Annotated in this window: 3 protein-coding genes and 1 pseudogene; 3 read left to right on the top strand and 1 reads right to left on the bottom strand. The window is 71.0% G+C overall.

Annotated elements, in window-relative coordinates:
* Nucleotides 1-6: 6 nt before the first annotated feature.
* Nucleotides 7-4,212: pseudogene (locus JOD54_RS00435) on the top strand (type I polyketide synthase); the annotation flags it as partial.
* 2 nt (nucleotides 4,213-4,214) lie between these two features.
* Nucleotides 4,215-14,702, top strand: a complete 10,488-nt coding sequence (locus JOD54_RS00430; protein ID WP_204448642.1) for a type I polyketide synthase — start codon at nucleotides 4,215-4,217, stop codon at nucleotides 14,700-14,702.
* Here JOD54_RS00430 and JOD54_RS00425 read toward each other — a convergent pair.
* Nucleotides 14,691-15,866 carry an MFS transporter gene (locus JOD54_RS00425; protein WP_204448641.1) on the bottom strand — a complete coding sequence of 392 codons (1,176 nt, stop codon included), beginning with the start codon at nucleotides 15,864-15,866 and terminating at the stop codon, nucleotides 14,691-14,693. The two genes, JOD54_RS00430 and JOD54_RS00425, sit on opposite strands and share 12 nt — an antisense overlap.
* A 95-nt stretch (nucleotides 15,867-15,961) precedes the next feature.
* Here JOD54_RS00425 and JOD54_RS00420 point away from each other — a divergent pair, with 95 nt between their 5' ends.
* Nucleotides 15,962-17,527, top strand: coding sequence for an acyl-CoA carboxylase subunit beta (locus JOD54_RS00420; protein WP_204448640.1), 1,566 nt, complete (start codon nucleotides 15,962-15,964; stop codon nucleotides 17,525-17,527).
* Nucleotides 17,528-17,551 lie beyond the last annotated feature (24 nt).

The following is a 17,551-nucleotide window of genomic DNA, read 5'->3' as shown; positions in this document are numbered from 1 at the left end:
ATGGCGCAGGCCGACGAGGAGAAGCTGCTCGCCTACCTCAAGCGGGCGACCGAGGAGCTGCGCACCGCGCGCGAGCAGGTGCGCGAGCTGCGGGAGCGGGCGGCCGAGCCGATCGCGATCGTCGGCATGGCGTGCCGCTACCCCGGCGGTGTCGCCTCCCCGGAAGACCTGTGGGAGCTGGTGTCGAACGGGGTCGACGCGCTGGGACCGCTGCCCGCCGACCGGGGCTGGGACTTGGCCGCGTTGCCCGGGTCGGCGGAAGGCGGCTTCCTGGCCGACGCGGGCGGGTTCGACGCCGGGTTCTTCGGGATCTCCCCGCGCGAGGCGCTGGCCATGGACCCGCAGCAGCGACTGCTGCTCCACGCCTGCTGGGAGGCGGTGGAGCGGGCAGGGATCGACGCGTTGTCGTTGCGCGGCAGCCGAACCGGCGTGTACGCGGGCGTGATGTACAACGACTACGCGACGTCCGTCCCCGCAGAGGTGCTCGACGGCTACCTGGGCACTAGCAACGCCAACAGCGTGCTGTCCGGGCGGGTCGCCTACAGCCTCGGCCTGCAAGGTCCCGCAGTCACTGTGGACACTGCGTGCTCGTCGTCGCTGGTAGCGATGCACTTGGCCGCCCAGGCGCTGCGGTCGGGGGAGTGCACGCTCGCCCTGGCGGGCGGGGTGACGGTAATGGCCGGGCCGATGATGTTCGCCGGGTTCGGCTTCGACGAGGGCACCGCCGCCGACGGCCGCTGCAAGTCCTTCGCCGCGTCCGCCGACGGCACCGGCTGGGGCGAAGGCGTCGGTGTGCTTCTGCTCGAACGGCTTTCCGACGCCCAGCGCAACGGTCACCCGGTGTTGGCGGTCGTCCGCGGATCGGCGGTCAACTCCGATGGTGCCTCCAGCGGGCTGACCGCCCCGAACGGCCCCGCCCAACAGCGGGTCATCGAGCAGGCACTGGCGGCCGCTCAGCTCCTGCCGTCCGATGTGGACGTCGTGGAGGCGCACGGGACGGGGACCGTGCTCGGCGACCCGATCGAGGCGCAGGCCCTCACCGCCACCTACGGGCCCGGGCGGGTCGAGCCGCTGTGGCTCGGGTCGATCAAGTCCAACATCGGGCACACCCAGGCCGCCGCCGGGGTGGCGGGTGTGATCAAGATGGTGCACGCACTGCGCCAGGGCACGCTCCCCGCGACGCTGCACATCGACGCACCGTCGCCGCACGTGACCTGGGGGCCGGTGCGGCTGCTGACTTCGTCGCGGCCCTGGCCAGTGGTGGACAGGCCCCGCCGGGCGGCCGTGTCGTCGTTCGGGGTGAGCGGCACGAACGCCCACGTGGTCCTGGAGCAGGCGGGCCCCGCGCCGGTCGCTGCCGCGGGTACGGCACCTGACGTGTTGCCGTTCCTGGTATCCGGGCGGTCGGCCGCGGCGTTGCGGGCGCAGGCTCAGCGGCTGCTGGAGGTCGAGGCGGAACCGGTGGACCTGGCGCGGTCGCTGGCGGTGACGCGGGCGGCGCTGGAACACCGGGCCGTCGTGATCGCCGCCGACCCGGCCGACGGGGTGCGAGCGTTGGCCGAGGGGACCGAGTCGAGCGATCTGGTCGTTGGCACCGCGGGGAGTGGTCCGGTCGCGTTCCTGTTCACCGGGCAAGGAGCGCAGCGGGCTGGCATGGGGTTGGCGCTGCGCGTGTTCCCGGTGTTCGCGCGGGCCTTCGACGAGGTGTGCAGCGAGTTGGGGCTGTTGGCGGCGGCTTTCGAAGGAGAACTCGACCACACGGCGGTCGCCCAGCCTGCGTTGTTCGCGCTGGAGGTCGCGCTCTTCAGGCTGCTGGAGTCCTGGGGCATCCGACCGGACTTCGTCATCGGCCACTCCATCGGCGAACTCGCCGCCGCCCACGTCGCCGGGGTCCTCTCCCTGGTCGACGCCTGTGCCCTCGTCTCCGCCCGCGCACGGCTCATGGGTGCGTTGCCCGAGGGCGGCGCGATGCTCGCGGTCGAGGCCGCCGAGTCCGATCTCGACCTCCCCGAGGGCCTGGACCTGGCCGCGGTGAACTCGGATCGTTCACTCGTCGTATCCGGGGATTGTAGGATTGTTGAACTGTTCGAACGTAGGATTGTTGAACAACGCCGTCGGGTGAAGCGGCTGGCCGTCTCGCACGCGTTCCACAGCCACCTCATGGACCCGATGCTCGACGAGTTCGCCCTGGTCGCGAAGGGCCTGCGGTACCAGCGGCCGGAGATCGAGTTCCTGCCGACCGGTGGGTCGGCCGAGGTCAGCGTCCCCGAGTACTGGGTCGACCAGGTGCGTTCCACGGTTCGGTTCGCCGACGCCGTGGCCGCAGCGCGGGAGCAAGGCGTCACCCGGTTCATCGAGCTCGGCCCGGACGGCGTCCTGTCCGCGCTGGTCGAGGGCATCCCCACCCAGCGGGCGGGCCGCGACGACGTGACCACCCTCCTACGCGCCGTCGCCACCGCCCACACCCACGGGGTCCCCGTCGATTGGACCGCCGTCTTCACCGACTGGGGCGGCCAGGTCATCGACCTCCCCACCTACGCGTTCCAGACCGAGCGCTACTGGCCGACCCGCGGAGCCGACACCGCGCTGTGGCGCTACCGGACCGAGTGGGCGCCGGTCGCGGCCTCGCCGTCACCCGTGCTCGCCGGCACCTGGTTGGTCCTCGGCGCCCCTGATCCAGTCGTCCGCGCGCTGGAATCGCACGGCGCCACCGTGGTCCGCGAGGACACCGGGCGACCGCTCGCCGGGGTCCTCACCGCCCAAGACCTCGCTGCGACGCTGCGTACCCTGCAAGCGTTTGCGGCCCGGCCAACGAAGGTCTGGGCGCTCACCTTCGGTGACACCCCCGACAACGCGGCCGTGTTGGGTCTTTGCCGCAGTGCTGCCCTGGAGCTCCCCACCACCTGGGGCGGCACGATTCAACTCCCTGGCGGCGACTTCGACCCCGCCCTGCTCGCCGGTGCGCTGACCAGCGGCGAGGACCAGATCCGGATCACGTCGGTGATCGAGGGCCGCAGACTTCGCCGAGCACCGGCGCCCACCGGGACATGGCGTCCACACGGGACTGTCCTGGTCACCGGAGGTACCGGCGCACTCGGTCAGCACGTGGCCAGGTGGGCCGCGGAGTCCGGCGCCGACCGGGTCGTGGTCGTCAGCAGGCGCCCGTCCCAGGTGGACCTACCCGCTACCGTGGTGGCTTGCGATGTGTCCGATCGGGACGCTGTGGCCGCGCTGGTCGCCGAACACCGGCCCGATGTCGTCATCCACGCGGCAGGCGTCGGCGGTCTCGGCCGCATCCCCGACCTCGACGCCGACACCCTGTCCGCCGTGTTCGCGGGCAAGGTCGACGGAGCCCGTCACCTGGCCGAACTCTGCCCCGAGGCCGAACTGGTCCTCTTCTCCTCCGCGGCCGCCACCTGGGGCGGCGCGAACCAAGCCGCCTACGCCGCCGCGAACGCCTACCTCGACGGCCTCGCCACCGCCCGTCCCCGCACCACGTCCATCGCTTGGGGGCCATGGGCGGGTGACGGCATGGCGGCAGGCGCGGACCTCAGCCGCCAAGGCCTGATCGCGCTCGCACCCGACCAGGCGCTGACCGCCATGGCCGAGGCCGTCGCCGGTGACGATCGTGTCCTCACCGTCGCGGGGGTGGACTGGACCAGGTTCGTGCCCGCGTTCACCGCCGCGCGCCCCAGCCCCCTGCTGTCCGAGCTCACTGACGCGCCTGCCGAACCCGAGAACACCGGCTGGTTCCGCGCGCGCCTGGCCGAAACCGCGGCGCACGAACGCGCGGACCTGGTGTCGCACCTCGTGTTGGCCGAGGCCGCGACCATCCTCGGCCACAACGACCTCGGCGGGATCGACCCCGGTCGGCCGTTCCGCGACCTGGGTTTCGACTCCTTGACCGCGGTCGAGATGCGCAACCGCCTCACCACGGCGACCGGCCTGTCCCTGCTGGCCACGGTGGTCTTCGACTACCCGACCCCGGCCGAACTCGCGGCACACCTGCTCACCGAGCTCTCGGGTGGCGAGGACGCGGGCGTGCGGGCCGCGATCGCCGCCATCCCACTGTCCCGTTTGGAGCAAGCGGGGCTGCTCGAACCGCTGCTGCGCCTGGCGGGCCTTGCCGAAGACACCAACGCCCCCACCGACCTGGACACCATGGCGGGCGAGGACCTACTGCGGCTGGTCGCTGCGGGAGATGGGGAATAGCGATGGCCGCGTCCGTTGAGCAGTACGTCGAGGCGCTGCGGACCTCGCTCAAGGAGAACGAGCGGCTCAAAGCCCGAAACCGGGACCTGGCCGACGCCGCGCACGAGCCGATCGCCATCGTCGGCATGGCGTGCAGGCTGCCCGGCGGGGTCGAGTCGGCCAACGACCTGTGGGACCTGCTGGCCCGCGGCGGCGACGGCATCTCCGAGTTCCCGGCCGACCGGGGCTGGGATCTGAGCGGGCTCTACGACCCGGAGTCCACTCGGGACGGAACCTCCTACGCCCGCGAAGGCGGGTTCGTGCACTCGGCCGGGTGGTTCGACCCGGCGTTCTTCGGGATCTCCCCGCGCGAGGCCGCGGCCATGGACCCGCAGCAGCGGTTGCTCCTGGAGACGTCTTGGGAGGTGTTCGAGCACGCGGGGATCGACCCCACGTCGGCGCGGGGCAGCCGGACCGGGGTGTTCGTGGGGGCAACGACCTCCGGATACGGGTACGCGGTCCCCGACGAGGGCTACGGGCTGACCGGATCGGCCACGAGCGTCCTCAGTGGACGAGTGGCGTACCTGTTCGGCCTTGAGGGGCCTGCGGTCACCGTGGACACCGCCTGTTCGAGCGGGTTGGTGGCGCTGCACCTGGCGGTCAGGGCGCTGCGGGCGGGCGAGTGCGACATGGCGATCGCGGGCGGGGTCACGGTGATGGCCAACCCGTCGGCGTTCGTGGAGTTCAGCAGGCAGCGCGGGTTGGCGGCCGACGGCCGGTGCAAGTCCTTCGCCGCGGGGGCGGACGGGACGGGGTGGTCTGAGGGGGTCGCCGTTCTGCTCGTGCGGCGGCTGGCCGACGCGCTCCGTGACGGCGACCGGGTCCTCGCCGTGGTGCGGGGTTCCGCGGTCAACTCCGACGGGGCCTCCAACGGGCTCACCGCACCCAACGGTCGCGCCCAGCAGCGGGTCATCCGCGACGCGCTCGCCGACGCCCGGCTGACCGCCGCCGATGTCGATCTCGTGGAGGCGCACGGGACCGGAACGGTCCTCGGCGACCCGATCGAGGCGTCCGCGGTGCTGGCCACCTACGGACAGCGTACGGGGGTCCCAGTTTTTCTGGGCTCAATCAAGTCCAACATCGGTCACAGCCAGTCCGCCGCGGGCATCGCGGGCGTCATCAAGGTTGTGCAGGCAATGCGCAACAGTGTGATGCCCGCGACGCTGCACCTCGACGCTCCGTCGCCGCACGTCGACTGGACCTCCGGGGCGGTTCGACTGCTGGTCGAACCGCGCGGGTGGTCCGAAGTGGAGCGTCCGAGGACCGCCGCCGTCTCCGCCTTCGGTGTGAGCGGAACCAATGCGCACACGATCGTGGAACAGGCGCCCGTGGCCGCTGCCGAGCCGCCCAACGATGCCGACCTGCCGTGGCTGATCTCCGCCCGCGACCCGCAAGCCCTTCGCGCACAAGCATCTCGACTCATCGCGGTGACAGCAGCGCAGGGCGATGTCGCGTTCTCGCTGGCGACAACACGTGCGGCCATGGACCACCGTGCCGCCGTTCTCCCCGGTGCCGATCGCGCCGCTGCCCTCGCTGCGCTGGCGGGCGGGACGCCGGATCAGTCCACTGTGGTCGGTGAAGTCGTGCCGGGCAAGACCGCGTTCCTGTTCACCGGCCAAGGCTCCCAATGGCGGGGCATGGGCGCTGACCTGCGCCGTTTCCCCGTCTTCGCCGGGGTGTTCGACTCGCTGTGCACTCGGCTCGGCGTCGACCCCGCCGGGAACCTCGACCGCACCGAGCTCGCTCAACCGGCGCTGTTCGCCCTGGAGGTGGCCCTCTTCCGGCTCGTCGAGTCGTGGGGCATCACCCCGGACCACGTGGTCGGCCACTCCGTCGGTGAGATCGCCGCCGCCCACATCGCAGGCGTCCTCACCCTCGACGACGCCTGCACCCTGGTGTCCGCGCGCGCTCGGCTCATGGGCGCGTTGCCGGAAGGCGGCGCCATGCTCGCGGTCGAGGCCACCGAGTCTGAGGTCGAACTCCCCGAGGGGCTCGACCTGGCCGCGGTGAACTCGGATCGTTCGATTGTGGTATCGGGAGATTGCGGGATTGTTGACCAGTTCGAACGTGGGATTGGTGAACGAAACCGGCGCCTGAAGCGGTTGACCGTGTCGCACGCGTTCCACAGCCGCCTGATGGACCCGATGCTGGACGACTTCCGCGAGGTGGTGGCGGAGCTATCGTTCAACGATCCCACAATCCCACTGGTGAGCACTGCACCCGGTGACCCGGCGACGGCCGAGTACTGGGTGCGGCAGGTCCGGGAGACCGTGCGGTTCGCCGACGCCGTGAAGGGGCTCGCGGCGAAGGGGGTCACCCGGTTCGTGGAGATCGGGCCGGACGGGGTGCTGTCGGCGGCCGTGCGCGACCAGTTGCCGGACGCGATCGCCATCCCGCTGCAACGCGCGAACCGGGACGGCGTCGAGATGTGGTGGCGCGGTCTCGCGCAGGCATTCGTGGCTGGAATCCCGTTCACCTGGGCGGAATCAGGTCAGCGGGTCGACCTCCCCACCTACGCTTTCCAGCGCACCCACTTCTGGCCCGTCTCCACCACGAACCTCCGCTACCGCGTGACCTGGAAGCCCACCACCACCGCTCCGGCCCAGCTCACCGGCGCGTGGCACGTGCTCACCGACGACCCCGACTCCGCGATCGCCACTTGGTGCACCAGCGCACTGCGTGCCCACGGCGCCACGATCGCCGACGGGCCAGAACAAGCCGACGCGGTGCTCTCGCTGCTGACCAGCACCGACCCGCACCCGGATCACCCCGTTGTCGCACAGGGCATCGCCGACACCCTCGACCTGCTCCGGGCCGACGGGCCCCCGATCTGGCTCGCCACCCAAGGCGCGGTCGCCGTCGACGAGCCGCTGGCCAAGCCGCTCGCCGCACCGCTGTGGGCGCTCGGCCGGGTCGCGGCCCTTGAGCACCCGCGACGGTGGGGCGGCTTGGTCGACCTCCCCGCGGAACTGGACGACTCGGCCGCCGCCCTCCTCGTCGCCGCGATCACCAGCGGCGAGGATCAACTCGCCGTCCGGGCGAGCGGGTTGTTCGCCCGCCGCCTCGCGCCCGCGCCCGCTGAGGCCGCCGGGCAGTGGAGTCCACAAGGGACTATCTTGGTGACCGGCGGCACCGGTGCGCTCGGGCATCATGTTGCCAGGTGGCTGGCCGACCGCGGCGCCGAACACCTCGTGCTGGCCAGCCGAAGCGCCCAGGAGGCGGTGGATCTGGCCCAGGAGTTGGAATCCCGGGGTGCCAGGGTCACCTTGGCTCCCTGTGACGTGTCCGACCCCGTTGCGCTGTCGCAGCTTCTGGCTGAACACCCGCCAGTCTCGGTGTTCCACGCGGCCGGTACCGGTGACTACGCGCCCATCGCCGAGGCGGACCTCGCGCACTTCGCGGCGACGCTCAACGCCAAGGTCGCCGCCGCGCGGGTGCTGGCCGAATACCCCGGCCTCGACCGGCTCGTCCTGTTCTCCTCGGTGTCGGCGACCTGGGGGAGCGGCTCACAATCGGCGTACTCCGTGGCCAACGCGGCCCTCGACGCGCTCGCGGAGGCCACCGGCGCCACGGCCATCGCCTGGGGCCCGTGGGCGGGCGCGGGCATGGCCGGTGCCGACAGCACTGCCGACTACCTGCGCAAACGCGGCCTGAACCCGCTCGACCCGGCCATGGCCATCGCCGCGTTGGCCCAAGCGGTCGACCAGCGGGACACCTGCGTGACCGTCGCCGATGTCGACTGGGCCCGCTTCGTGCCCTCGTTCACCACCGCCCGACCGCAACACCTCTTCGACGACCTTATCGACAGCCCAGCCCCCGCACTTGAGGCCCCCGCCGCCCCGGACCGCTCCCACCTGTCCGAAGAGGACCACCGCCGCACGCTGCTCGACCTGGTGCGCACCAACGCCGCCACCATCCTCGGGCACGCCGATCCGGCCGCTGTCAAGTCGAACCAGGCGTTCACCGAACTCGGCTTCGACTCCCTCACCGCCGTTGAACTCCGCGACCGCCTCACCACGGCCACCGGCCTCAAGCTCGCGACCACCATCGTCTTCGACCACCCGACGCCCACCGCGCTCGCGAACCACCTCCTCGCGCTCGCCCGCCCCAAGGCCGAGGTGGGGCACAAGACGATCTCGGCCGCCGACGGTGAACCGATCGCGATCATCGGCATGGCGTGCCGCTACCCCGGGGGCGTGCGCTCCCCGGAAGACCTGTGGCGCCTGGTGTCCGACGGCCGCGACGGCATCGGCGAGTTCCCCGCCGATCGGGGCTGGGACCTCGCCCGCGTCTACGACCCGAACGGCGGCGACGGAACCTCCTACGTCCGCGAGGGCGCCTTCGTCGACGGCGTCGCCGAGTTCGACCCGGTGTTCTTCGGCATCTCCCCGCGTGAAGCGCTGGCCATGGACCCGCAGCAACGGTTGTTGCTCCAGTCGTGCTGGGAGGCGTTCGAGCGCGCGGGGATCGACCCGGAGTCGTTGCGGGGCAGCAGGACCGGCGTGTTCGCAGGCACCAGCGGGCAGGACTACCCGGCGTTGCTCGTGGGTGCGCGCGAAGTCAGCGAAGGCCATCAGGGGACCGGCAACGCGGCCGCGGTGTTGTCCGGCCGCGTGGCCTACACGTTCGGGCTCGAAGGGCCCACGTTGACCGTGGACACGGCGTGCTCCAGCAGTCTCGTCGCGCTGCACCTGGCTGTTCGCGCGCTGCGGCAGGGCGACTGCGAACTGGCCCTGGCGGGCGGTGTCACCGTCATGTCGACGCCGTCGGCCTTCGTGGAGTTCAGCCGCCAACTCGGCCTCGCCGCCGATGGCCGCTGCAAGTCGTTCGCCGCCGCCGCCGACGGCACCGGGTGGGGCGAGGGCGTCGGAGTGCTGCTGGTCGAGCGCCTCTCCGACGCGCTGCGCAACGGCCACCGGGTCTTGGCCGTCGTGCGGGGTTCGGCGGTCAACTCCGACGGCGCCTCCAACGGGCTCACCGCGCCCAACGGGCCGTCCCAGCAGCGCGTCATCCACCAAGCGCTCGCCGACGCCGGACTCGAAGCGTCCGAAGTGGACGCCGTGGAGGCGCACGGCACCGGGACCAGGCTCGGCGACCCGATCGAAGCCGAGGCCCTGCTGGCCACCTACGGGCAGGACCGGGCCGAGCCGCTGTGGCTGGGGTCGGTGAAGTCCAACATCGGCCACACCCAGGCCGCGTCCGGCGTGGCAGGCGTGATCAAGATGGTCGGCGCGCTGCGCTCCGGCGTCCTGCCCGCCACCCTGCACGTCGACCGGCCCTCACCCAACGTCGACTGGTCGGCTGGCGCGGTCGAACTGCTGACCGCCGCCAGGCCGTGGCCCCGGGTCGACCGGGCGCGGCGGGTCGGCGTGTCGTCGTTCGGGATGAGCGGCACCAACGCCCACGTCGTGCTGGAGTCGGCACCGGAGCTGCCCGAGGAGGTGCCGGTCGGGTCGCCGCCCGCGGTGGTCGTGCTGCCGGTGTCCGCGCGGACCGAGCACGGGCTGGTCGCGCAGGTGGAGGCGTTGCGCGACAGCGGGCACGACCTGGTCGACCTGGCCTGGTCGCTGGCGGGGTCCCGGGGTGTGCTGGAGAACCGGGCGGTGCTGTTCGGCTCGGTCAGCCTCGACGGGGCGGTGATCGGGCAGGCGGACGAGGGTCGCACCGGGTTCCTGTTCACCGGCCAGGGTTCGCAGCGGCCCGGAATGGGCGCGGGGCTCTACGCCGCGTTCCCGGTGTTCGCGGCGGCGTTCGACGAGGTGTGCGACCGGATCGAGCTGCCGGTCAAGGACGTCGTCTTCGGCGGCGGGCTGGAGCTGGACCAGACCTCGTACACCCAGACCGCGCTGTTCGCCCTGCAGGTGGCCCTGTTCCGCCTGGTCGAGTCCTGGGGCATCCGCCCGGGCGTTCTCATCGGCCACTCCATCGGGGAGGTGGCCGCCGCCCACGTCGCCGGGATCCTGTCCCTGGACGACGCGTGCACGCTGGTCTCGGCGCGGGCCCGGTTGATGCAGGCCCTGCCCACCGGCGGCGCCATGCTGGCGATCGAGGCCGCCGAGGACGAGGTCGAGCTCCCGGATGGTGTTGATCTCGCGGCGGTGAACTCGGATCGATCACTTGTCGTGTCCGGGGATCGTAGGATTGTTGAACAGTTCGAACGTAGGATTGGTGAACAACACCGGCGAGTGAAGCGGCTGACCGTGTCGCACGCGTTCCACTCGCGGCTGATGGACCCGATGTTGGACGAGTTCCGACAGGCGATCGCTGGACTATCGTTCAACAATCCGACAATCCCACTGTTGAACAGTTCAACTGGTGACCCGGCCACGGCCGAGTACTGGGTCCGGCAGGTCCGGGAGACCGTGCGGTTCGCCGACGCGGTGGCGCGGGCGGAGGACGTCACCCGGTACCTGGAGTTGGGCCCGGACGGCGTGCTCAGCGCGGCCGTCGGTGGCGGCGCGGTGCCCGCACTGCGCTCCGGCCGCGACGAGGTCGAGACCGTGTTGCGCGCCGTCGCCGAGGTGCACGTCCGCGGCGCGGCGGTCGACTGGACCGCGATCACCGCCAACTGGGGCGGCAGGCAGGTCGACCTGCCGACCTACGCCTTCGCCCGCGAGCGCTACTGGCCCACCCCCACCACCTGGGCCGGAGACGTCACCGCCGCTGGCCTGGGTGTCACCGACCACCCCCTCCTCGGCGCAGGCATCGGCGTCGCTGCCGCCGACACGCTCCTGTTCACCGCCCGCCTGTCCACCCGAACCCATCCCTGGCTGGCCGACCACCGCATCCACGGCCACACAGTCCTGCCCGGCACCGCCTTCGTGGAACTGGCCCTCCGCGCAGGCGACCCCCACTCCCTCACGGTCCTGGAGGAGTTGGTCCTCCACGCCCCCCTCGCCCTCCCCGCCCACGGCGCCGTGCAGGTCCAGGTGGCCTTGACCCCCGCCGGATCCCTGACCATCCACGCCAAACCAGCCGACGACACCGGCTGGTCCCCCCACCCCTGGACCCTCCACGCCACCGGCACTCTCACCACAGCCGACAACCCCACCGTGCCTGGCGACACCCCCGTCGGCCAGGGACACCCCTTGATGCCGGCTGCCGGCCCCTCCGCCGAACAGCACTCGCATGTCCCGCCCCTTGGCTCCGCCGTCAGCGCACCCGGAGGTACCGCCGCCAACGACGAGTTCTCGAAGGGCCGGTCGCTGCCGGGCATCGTCGCTGTTGACGATGCCTCCGGCGAGCAGGCTGCCGCTGGCCCATCGCGGGATCCGCACGCCTCCTCCCGCCCCGGCGCGCCCGGAAGTGCCGCTGAGGAGTCTCGGGCGAGCCGTTCGTCGCGGGGAGGCATTCCTGGCGCTCCCTTCACTCTCTCGCTTCCTCCCCTCGCAGACACCCACGCGTCCACTGTGGACTTTCCCTGGCCGCCGCCGGGCGACCCCGTGGACATCACCGGTATCTACACCGAGCTCGACGCGGCCGGTCTCTCCTACGGTCCCGCCTTCCAAGGCTTGCGCGCGGTCTGGTGCACCGAAGACGCCACCTTCGCCGAGGTCACGCTGCCGGACACAGAAGGGTTCGGGCTTCATCCCGCGCTGCTCGACTCCGCTCTGCACGCGCTCGCGGTCGGTGCCACCGGCAGTGGACACGCTGGTGTTCCGTTCGCCTGGTCCGGCGTCCGCCTGTCCGCGACCGGCGCCACCACCCTCCGCGTGCGCCTTACCAGCGGCCCCGGCGGCGTTTCCCTCCTCGCCGTCGACCCCGCTGGGACGCCTGTCATCACCGTGGACAACGTCGTCCTCCGCGCGGCCGCCGCCACCTCCTCCACCGCGCCCCCGTTGCACCGCCTCGCTTGGCGTCCCGTCCCGCTCGCCGACCCCGCTGGCACCTGGTCCGTCCTGGGCGACGACACCTTCGGTGCGGCCGTCGGGCTCGCCGAAGCGGGGGCGACGCTGGTCGACGCCGATGCCGACCACGTGGTGCTCTGCTCCAGCGGCCCTGATCTCCTCGACCGCCTCACGGCCGTCCTGGGTGACGCCAAGGTGACCGTCCTGACCAGGGGCGCCGTCGCCGCTGAGGCCGGGGATGACGTGCCCGACCTGCCCGGTGCCGCTGTGTGGGGTCTCCTGCGGGTCGCGCAGAGCGAGGATCCCGGCCGGGTGCGCCTGGTCGACATCGACGGTGACCCGTGGGCCGCCCTGGTCCGGTGCCCCGACGAGCCGCAGCTGGCCATTCGCGCCGGGACGGCGCTAGTGCCGCGTGTCGTTCCTGACCCCGGCACCGATCTCGCCGCCCCCGATGGCCCCTGGCGGTTGGACACCACTGGTCGCGGCACCCTCGAGAACCTCGTCCTCACCTCCGTCGTCCACCCCGACCTGGCGCCCGGCGAGGTCCGCGTCGCCGTGCGGGCCGCGGGCCTGAACTTCCGGGACGTCCTCAACGCCCTCGGGATGTACCCGGGTGAGGTCGCGATCGGCGGCGAGGCGGCGGGTGTGGTCACCGAGGTCGGACCGGAGGTGACCCGGTTCGCCGTTGGTGACCGCGTGCTCGGCCTGTTCTCCGCGGCCTTCGCACCCGTCGCCACCACCGACGAGCGGCTCCTGGTGCCCCTGCCGGACGGTTGGACGTTCGTCGAAGGCGCGAGTGTGCCGATCGTCTACGCCACCGCCTACTACGGCCTCGTCGACCTTGCGGACCTGCGGCAAGGCGAATCCGTCCTCGTCCACGCCGCCGCAGGCGGTGTCGGAATGGCCGCTGTCCAACTCGCCCGTCATCTCGAAGCCGAGGTGTACGGCACCGCGAGTCCCGCGAAATGGCCCGCCACCGGGCTCGACGACGACCACCTCTCCTCTTCCCGTGATCTCGCGTTCGCCGCCAAGTTCCCGCAGGTCGATGTCGTCCTCAACGCGCTCGCGGGCGAATTCGTCGACGCCTCGCTCGGATTGTTGCGGCCGGGTGGGCGGTTCCTGGAAATGGGCAAGACCGACATCCGCGCTCAAGTGTCCGGTGTGGACTACCGGGCCTACGACCTGGCCGAGGCGGGACCGGATCGGATCGGGCAGATCCTCGGCCAGGTCATGGCCCTGTTCGCCGCCGGAGCGCTCACCCTGCCGCCGCGGCGGGTGTGGGACGTGCGACAGGCGCGCGAGGCGTTCCGGTTCATGAGCCAGGCCAGGCACGTGGGCAAGGTGGTGCTGACCATCCCCGCCGTGCCCGACCCCGCCGACCCGGTCCTCATCACCGGCGGCACCGGCGCGCTCGGCGGTCTCGTCGCCCGGCACCTCGCCGCCGCGGGCCGCCGCGACCTGGTGCTGCTGAGCCGGGGCGGCAAGGCGCCTGACGACTTGGTGGCTGCGGTAGAGGCTCTGGGCGCGAGGGTGCGGGTGGTCGCGGGTGACGCGGCGGATCGTGACCTCGTAGCGGGGCTCGGGGTCCGGTCGGTGTTCCACGCCGCCGGTGTGCTCGACGACGGCGTGATCTCCGGGTTGACCCGGGACCGGCTGGCTCGCGTGCTGCACGCGAAGGCCGACGCGGCGCTGGCCCTGGGGGACGCGGTCCCGGACGCGGTCGAGTTCGTCCTGTTCTCCTCCATCGCCGCCACCATCGGCACCCCCGGCCAGGGCGCTTACGCCGCCGCAAACGCTTTCCTCGACGGACTCGCCCACCACCGCCACGCCCGCGGCCTCCCAGCGCGGTCCCTTGCTTGGGGTCCGTGGGACCTCGCGGGCGGCATGCTGGGCGAGCTGACCGACGCCGACCGTGACCGCCTCGCCCGCACCGGCTTCCCGCCGCTGACCCCGGACACCGGGCTGCCCCTGCTCGACCGGGCTCTCGCCGAGCCCACCCCGGCTGTGGTCGCGGCCATCGTCAACCCGCGTGCCCTCGATGACCCGCCTGCTGTGCTCAGCGCTCTAGCCCGGTCCACTCGCCGAGCGGCTGGCGCGGCGGCCCCGGTCGACCTGGGCGCACGGCTTCTTGCACTGCCTGCGGCAGAGCGGGTCCGCGTGTTGGTCGAAGAGGTCCGCAACAACGCCGCGACCGTCCTCGGCTTCCCTTCTGCGGAAGCCGTAGACCCAGCACGCGCGTTCTCTGACCTCGGATTCGACTCTCTTACCGCTGTTGAGCTGCGCAACCGTCTCGCGACCACAACCGGCGTCCGGCTACCCGCCACCTTGGTGTTCGACCACCCGACGCCTATAGCCATGGCTGAACGGCTCTTAGTCGATCTGGTGCCTGCCCCGCCTAGCCCGACAGCGGTGGCGCTGTCTGAACTGGACAGCATCGATGCCGTGCTGCCGTCGCTGTCCGGTCAGGACGCCGACCGCATCCGTGCTCGCTTGGCTGCTCTACTCGCGAAGTGGACGCCGGTCGATGACGAGGCCGACGAAGACCTCGACGCGGCGACAGAGGACACCATCTTCGCTCTTATCGACAGCGAGCTAGACGGCTGACTTCGCTTCTCGGAAAGGAGACACCAACAACGCGACGGCTGCCAATGACATGCCTGTGGCGCCTACGACCAACGCCACCGGTAGGGAGAACGCGTCGCCGATGATCCCGCCGACGGGCGCGCCGATGGTGATCATCCCCCAGTTGAACGACCGGATCGTGGCGTTGCAGCGTCCTTGTAGGCGGTCCGGGGTGATCTGCTGGCGGTAGGTGACGTCATGCGGCCCCTCGACGCCGAGCCCTATGCCTAAGAGGAACTGCCCGGCGTAGACAGCCCAATCGCCCGCTAGCACCAGCGTGAAGCCCGCTGCGGCGAGGAGCCGCCCGAGCGCGATCGTTCGTGCCAAGCCGAGCTTCCTGTGGATGAGCAGCGAGATGCCGCCGCCTGCCACCGTGCCCACGCCAGCCGCCGCGTACGCGAACCCCAGCCCGGCTGGGCCGATCGCGCCTACCGCGTAGGGCACGAACGCAGTACTGGCCATAGCGGTGAAGAGGAACCGCGCATGCGAGCTGAGCGAGAGCGAGGCGAGCATGCGGTGGTGGTAGACCCACCGCAGACCTTCGCGCATCTCCGCTAAGAGGTGCCGTTCAACGGGCTCGGGCTTCGCCTCCTTGACCCTAAGAGTCAAGACAAGAAGGCCAGACACGACATACGACACCGCGTCGACAAGAACGGCCAGGGGAGCACCCAGCAGCTTCAAGAGTCCACTGCCCAGCAGCGGGCCACCTGTCTGCGCGACCGAGTTTGTCTGCTCTATGCGCACGTTCGCCCACGCAAGCCTGTCCGGCTCGACAATGCGCGGGAGTAAGGACTGGAAGGCGGCGTCCCCCAGCAGCGACAGGGCTCCGACCCCGAACACCACCGCGATCAAGACCGGCAGGCTCAACAGGTCCACCGCGGCCAAGAGCGGGATCAGCCCTAGGAGCACAGCCCGACCAAGATCGGTGCCAACCATCATCGGGCGCCTTCTGCACCGGTCGACGATCACGCCCGCGATGAGGCCGAAAAGCAGGTACGGCAGCCAGCGGGCGGCGTTGAGGATGCCCACCTCGGTCGCCGACGCCGACAGCGCGACCACCGCGATCACCTGGACGGCCACCGTGGTGACGTACGTCCCGAACATCGAGATGGCGTCAGCCAGCCAGAACCTGCCAAAAGCCCCCATAAGCCCAGCTTAGCGGCGTGCAGGGGGCGCTAGGGGTACTGCCCCGCCCCGGCTCGGCCCTACCTTGATCGCTGAGCCGTGAGGAGGACCGAGCCATGTCGACCACCGCGGATCGGATCTCCGACCTCGCCGCTCGGCACGTCCAGGCCGTCGAGATCGCGGAGAAACGCGCGGTCGACCGCCAGCACGCCAAAGGCAAGCTCACCGCGCGCGAGCGCATCGAGTTGCTGCTGGACCCCGGCTCATTCGTCGAGCTCGACGAGTTCGCGCGCCATAGATGCACCGACTTCGGCATGGAACACAACCGGCCCTACGGCGACGGCGTCGTCACTGGGCACGGCACGGTAGACGGTCGCCAGGTATGCGTGTTCTCCCAAGACTTCACCACCCTCGGCGGCAGCATGGGGGAGGCGTTCGGCAACAAGGTCCTCAAGGTGATGGACCTGGCTCTTAGCATCGGCTGCCCGGTGATCGGTATCAACGACTCCGGTGGGGCGCGGATCCAGGAGGGCGTTGTCTCCTTGGCGCACTACGCCGAACTCGGGATGCGTAATGTGCGCGCTTCTGGCGTAGTGCCGCAGATTTCGCTGCTGATGGGTCCCTGCGCCGGTGGGGCTGTGTACTCGCCCGCGATAACCGACTTCACCGTGATGGTCGACAAGACCTCTTACATGTTCGTCACCGGGCCTGAGGTCGTGTCCGCGGTGACCGGCGAGAACACCACACTCGACGAGCTAGGCGGCCCTGCCGTCAACAGCTCCGTGTCCGGCAACGCGCACTACGTCGGAGACGACGAACAAGACGCCATCGCCTGGGTTCAGACGTTGCTCAGTTACCTACCCAGCAACAACCTGGACCCATTGCCGGTCTACGAACACGCCCACGAGCCTGACGTGACCGAACTGGACCAACGGCTCGACAGCCTGATCCCCGACGCGGAGAACCACGGCTACGACGTCACCGAGGTCATCCGGGCTGTTGTCGACGACGGTGACTACCTTGAGGTCCAGCCCGACTACGCCCGCAACATCGTGTGCGTGCTCGCGCGCGTAGACGGTCACTCGGTCGCTGTTGTCGCCAACAACCCTCTGGTGAACGCGGGCGCAATCGACATCGCGAGCTCGGAGAAGGCCGCGAGGTTCGTCCGCTTCTGTGACGCCTTCAGCATCCCGATCGTCACCCTGGCCGACGTTCCCGGCTACCTGCCCGGTGTCGCGCAAGAGCGGGGAGGGATCGTCCGCCACGGGGCCAAGCTCATCTACGCCTATGCCGAGGCCACCGTGCCTAAGGTCACCGTCGTCCTGCGTAAGGCTTACGGCGGAGGCTATGCGGTCATGGGCTCCAAACACCTCGGCGCGGACGTCAACCTGGCGTGGCCGACCGCTGAGATCGCCGTCATGGGTGCCACCGGCGCTGTCCAGATCCTGCACCGCAGGACCCTCCAGGCTGCCGATCCCGCCGAGCGCGCCGCAGTCGCCGCCGGGCTGGTCGACGAGTACCGCCGCGCGTTCAGCAACCCTTACGCCGCCGCTGAACGCGGCTATGTGGACCGGGTGATCCAGCCCGCGCGCACGCGCCTGGAGATCGCCACCGCGCTGCGCGTCCTCCGCACCAAGCGGACCACGGCCCCCACCCGCAAGCACGGCAACATCCCGCTCTAGGGCGTCGCCTACAGCCCCTGGGTG

Source organism: Actinokineospora baliensis (assembly GCF_016907695.1).
GTDB lineage: Bacteria > Actinomycetota > Actinomycetes > Mycobacteriales > Pseudonocardiaceae > Actinokineospora > Actinokineospora baliensis.
Note: the sequence above shows the minus strand (reverse complement) of the source record. Positions and strands in the feature narration are given on the sequence as shown.

Excerpts from the sequence above, each read along its gene's own strand:
- JOD54_RS00420 (WP_204448640.1), top strand. The coding sequence starts at position 15,962 with ATGTCGACCACCGCGGATCGGATCTCCGACCTCGCCGCTCGGCACGTC.
- JOD54_RS00425 (WP_204448641.1), bottom strand. The coding sequence starts at position 15,866 with ATGGGGGCTTTTGGCAGGTTCTGGCTGGCTGACGCCATCTCGATGTTC.
- JOD54_RS00430 (WP_204448642.1), top strand. The coding sequence starts at position 4,215 with ATGGCCGCGTCCGTTGAGCAGTACGTCGAGGCGCTGCGGACCTCGCTC.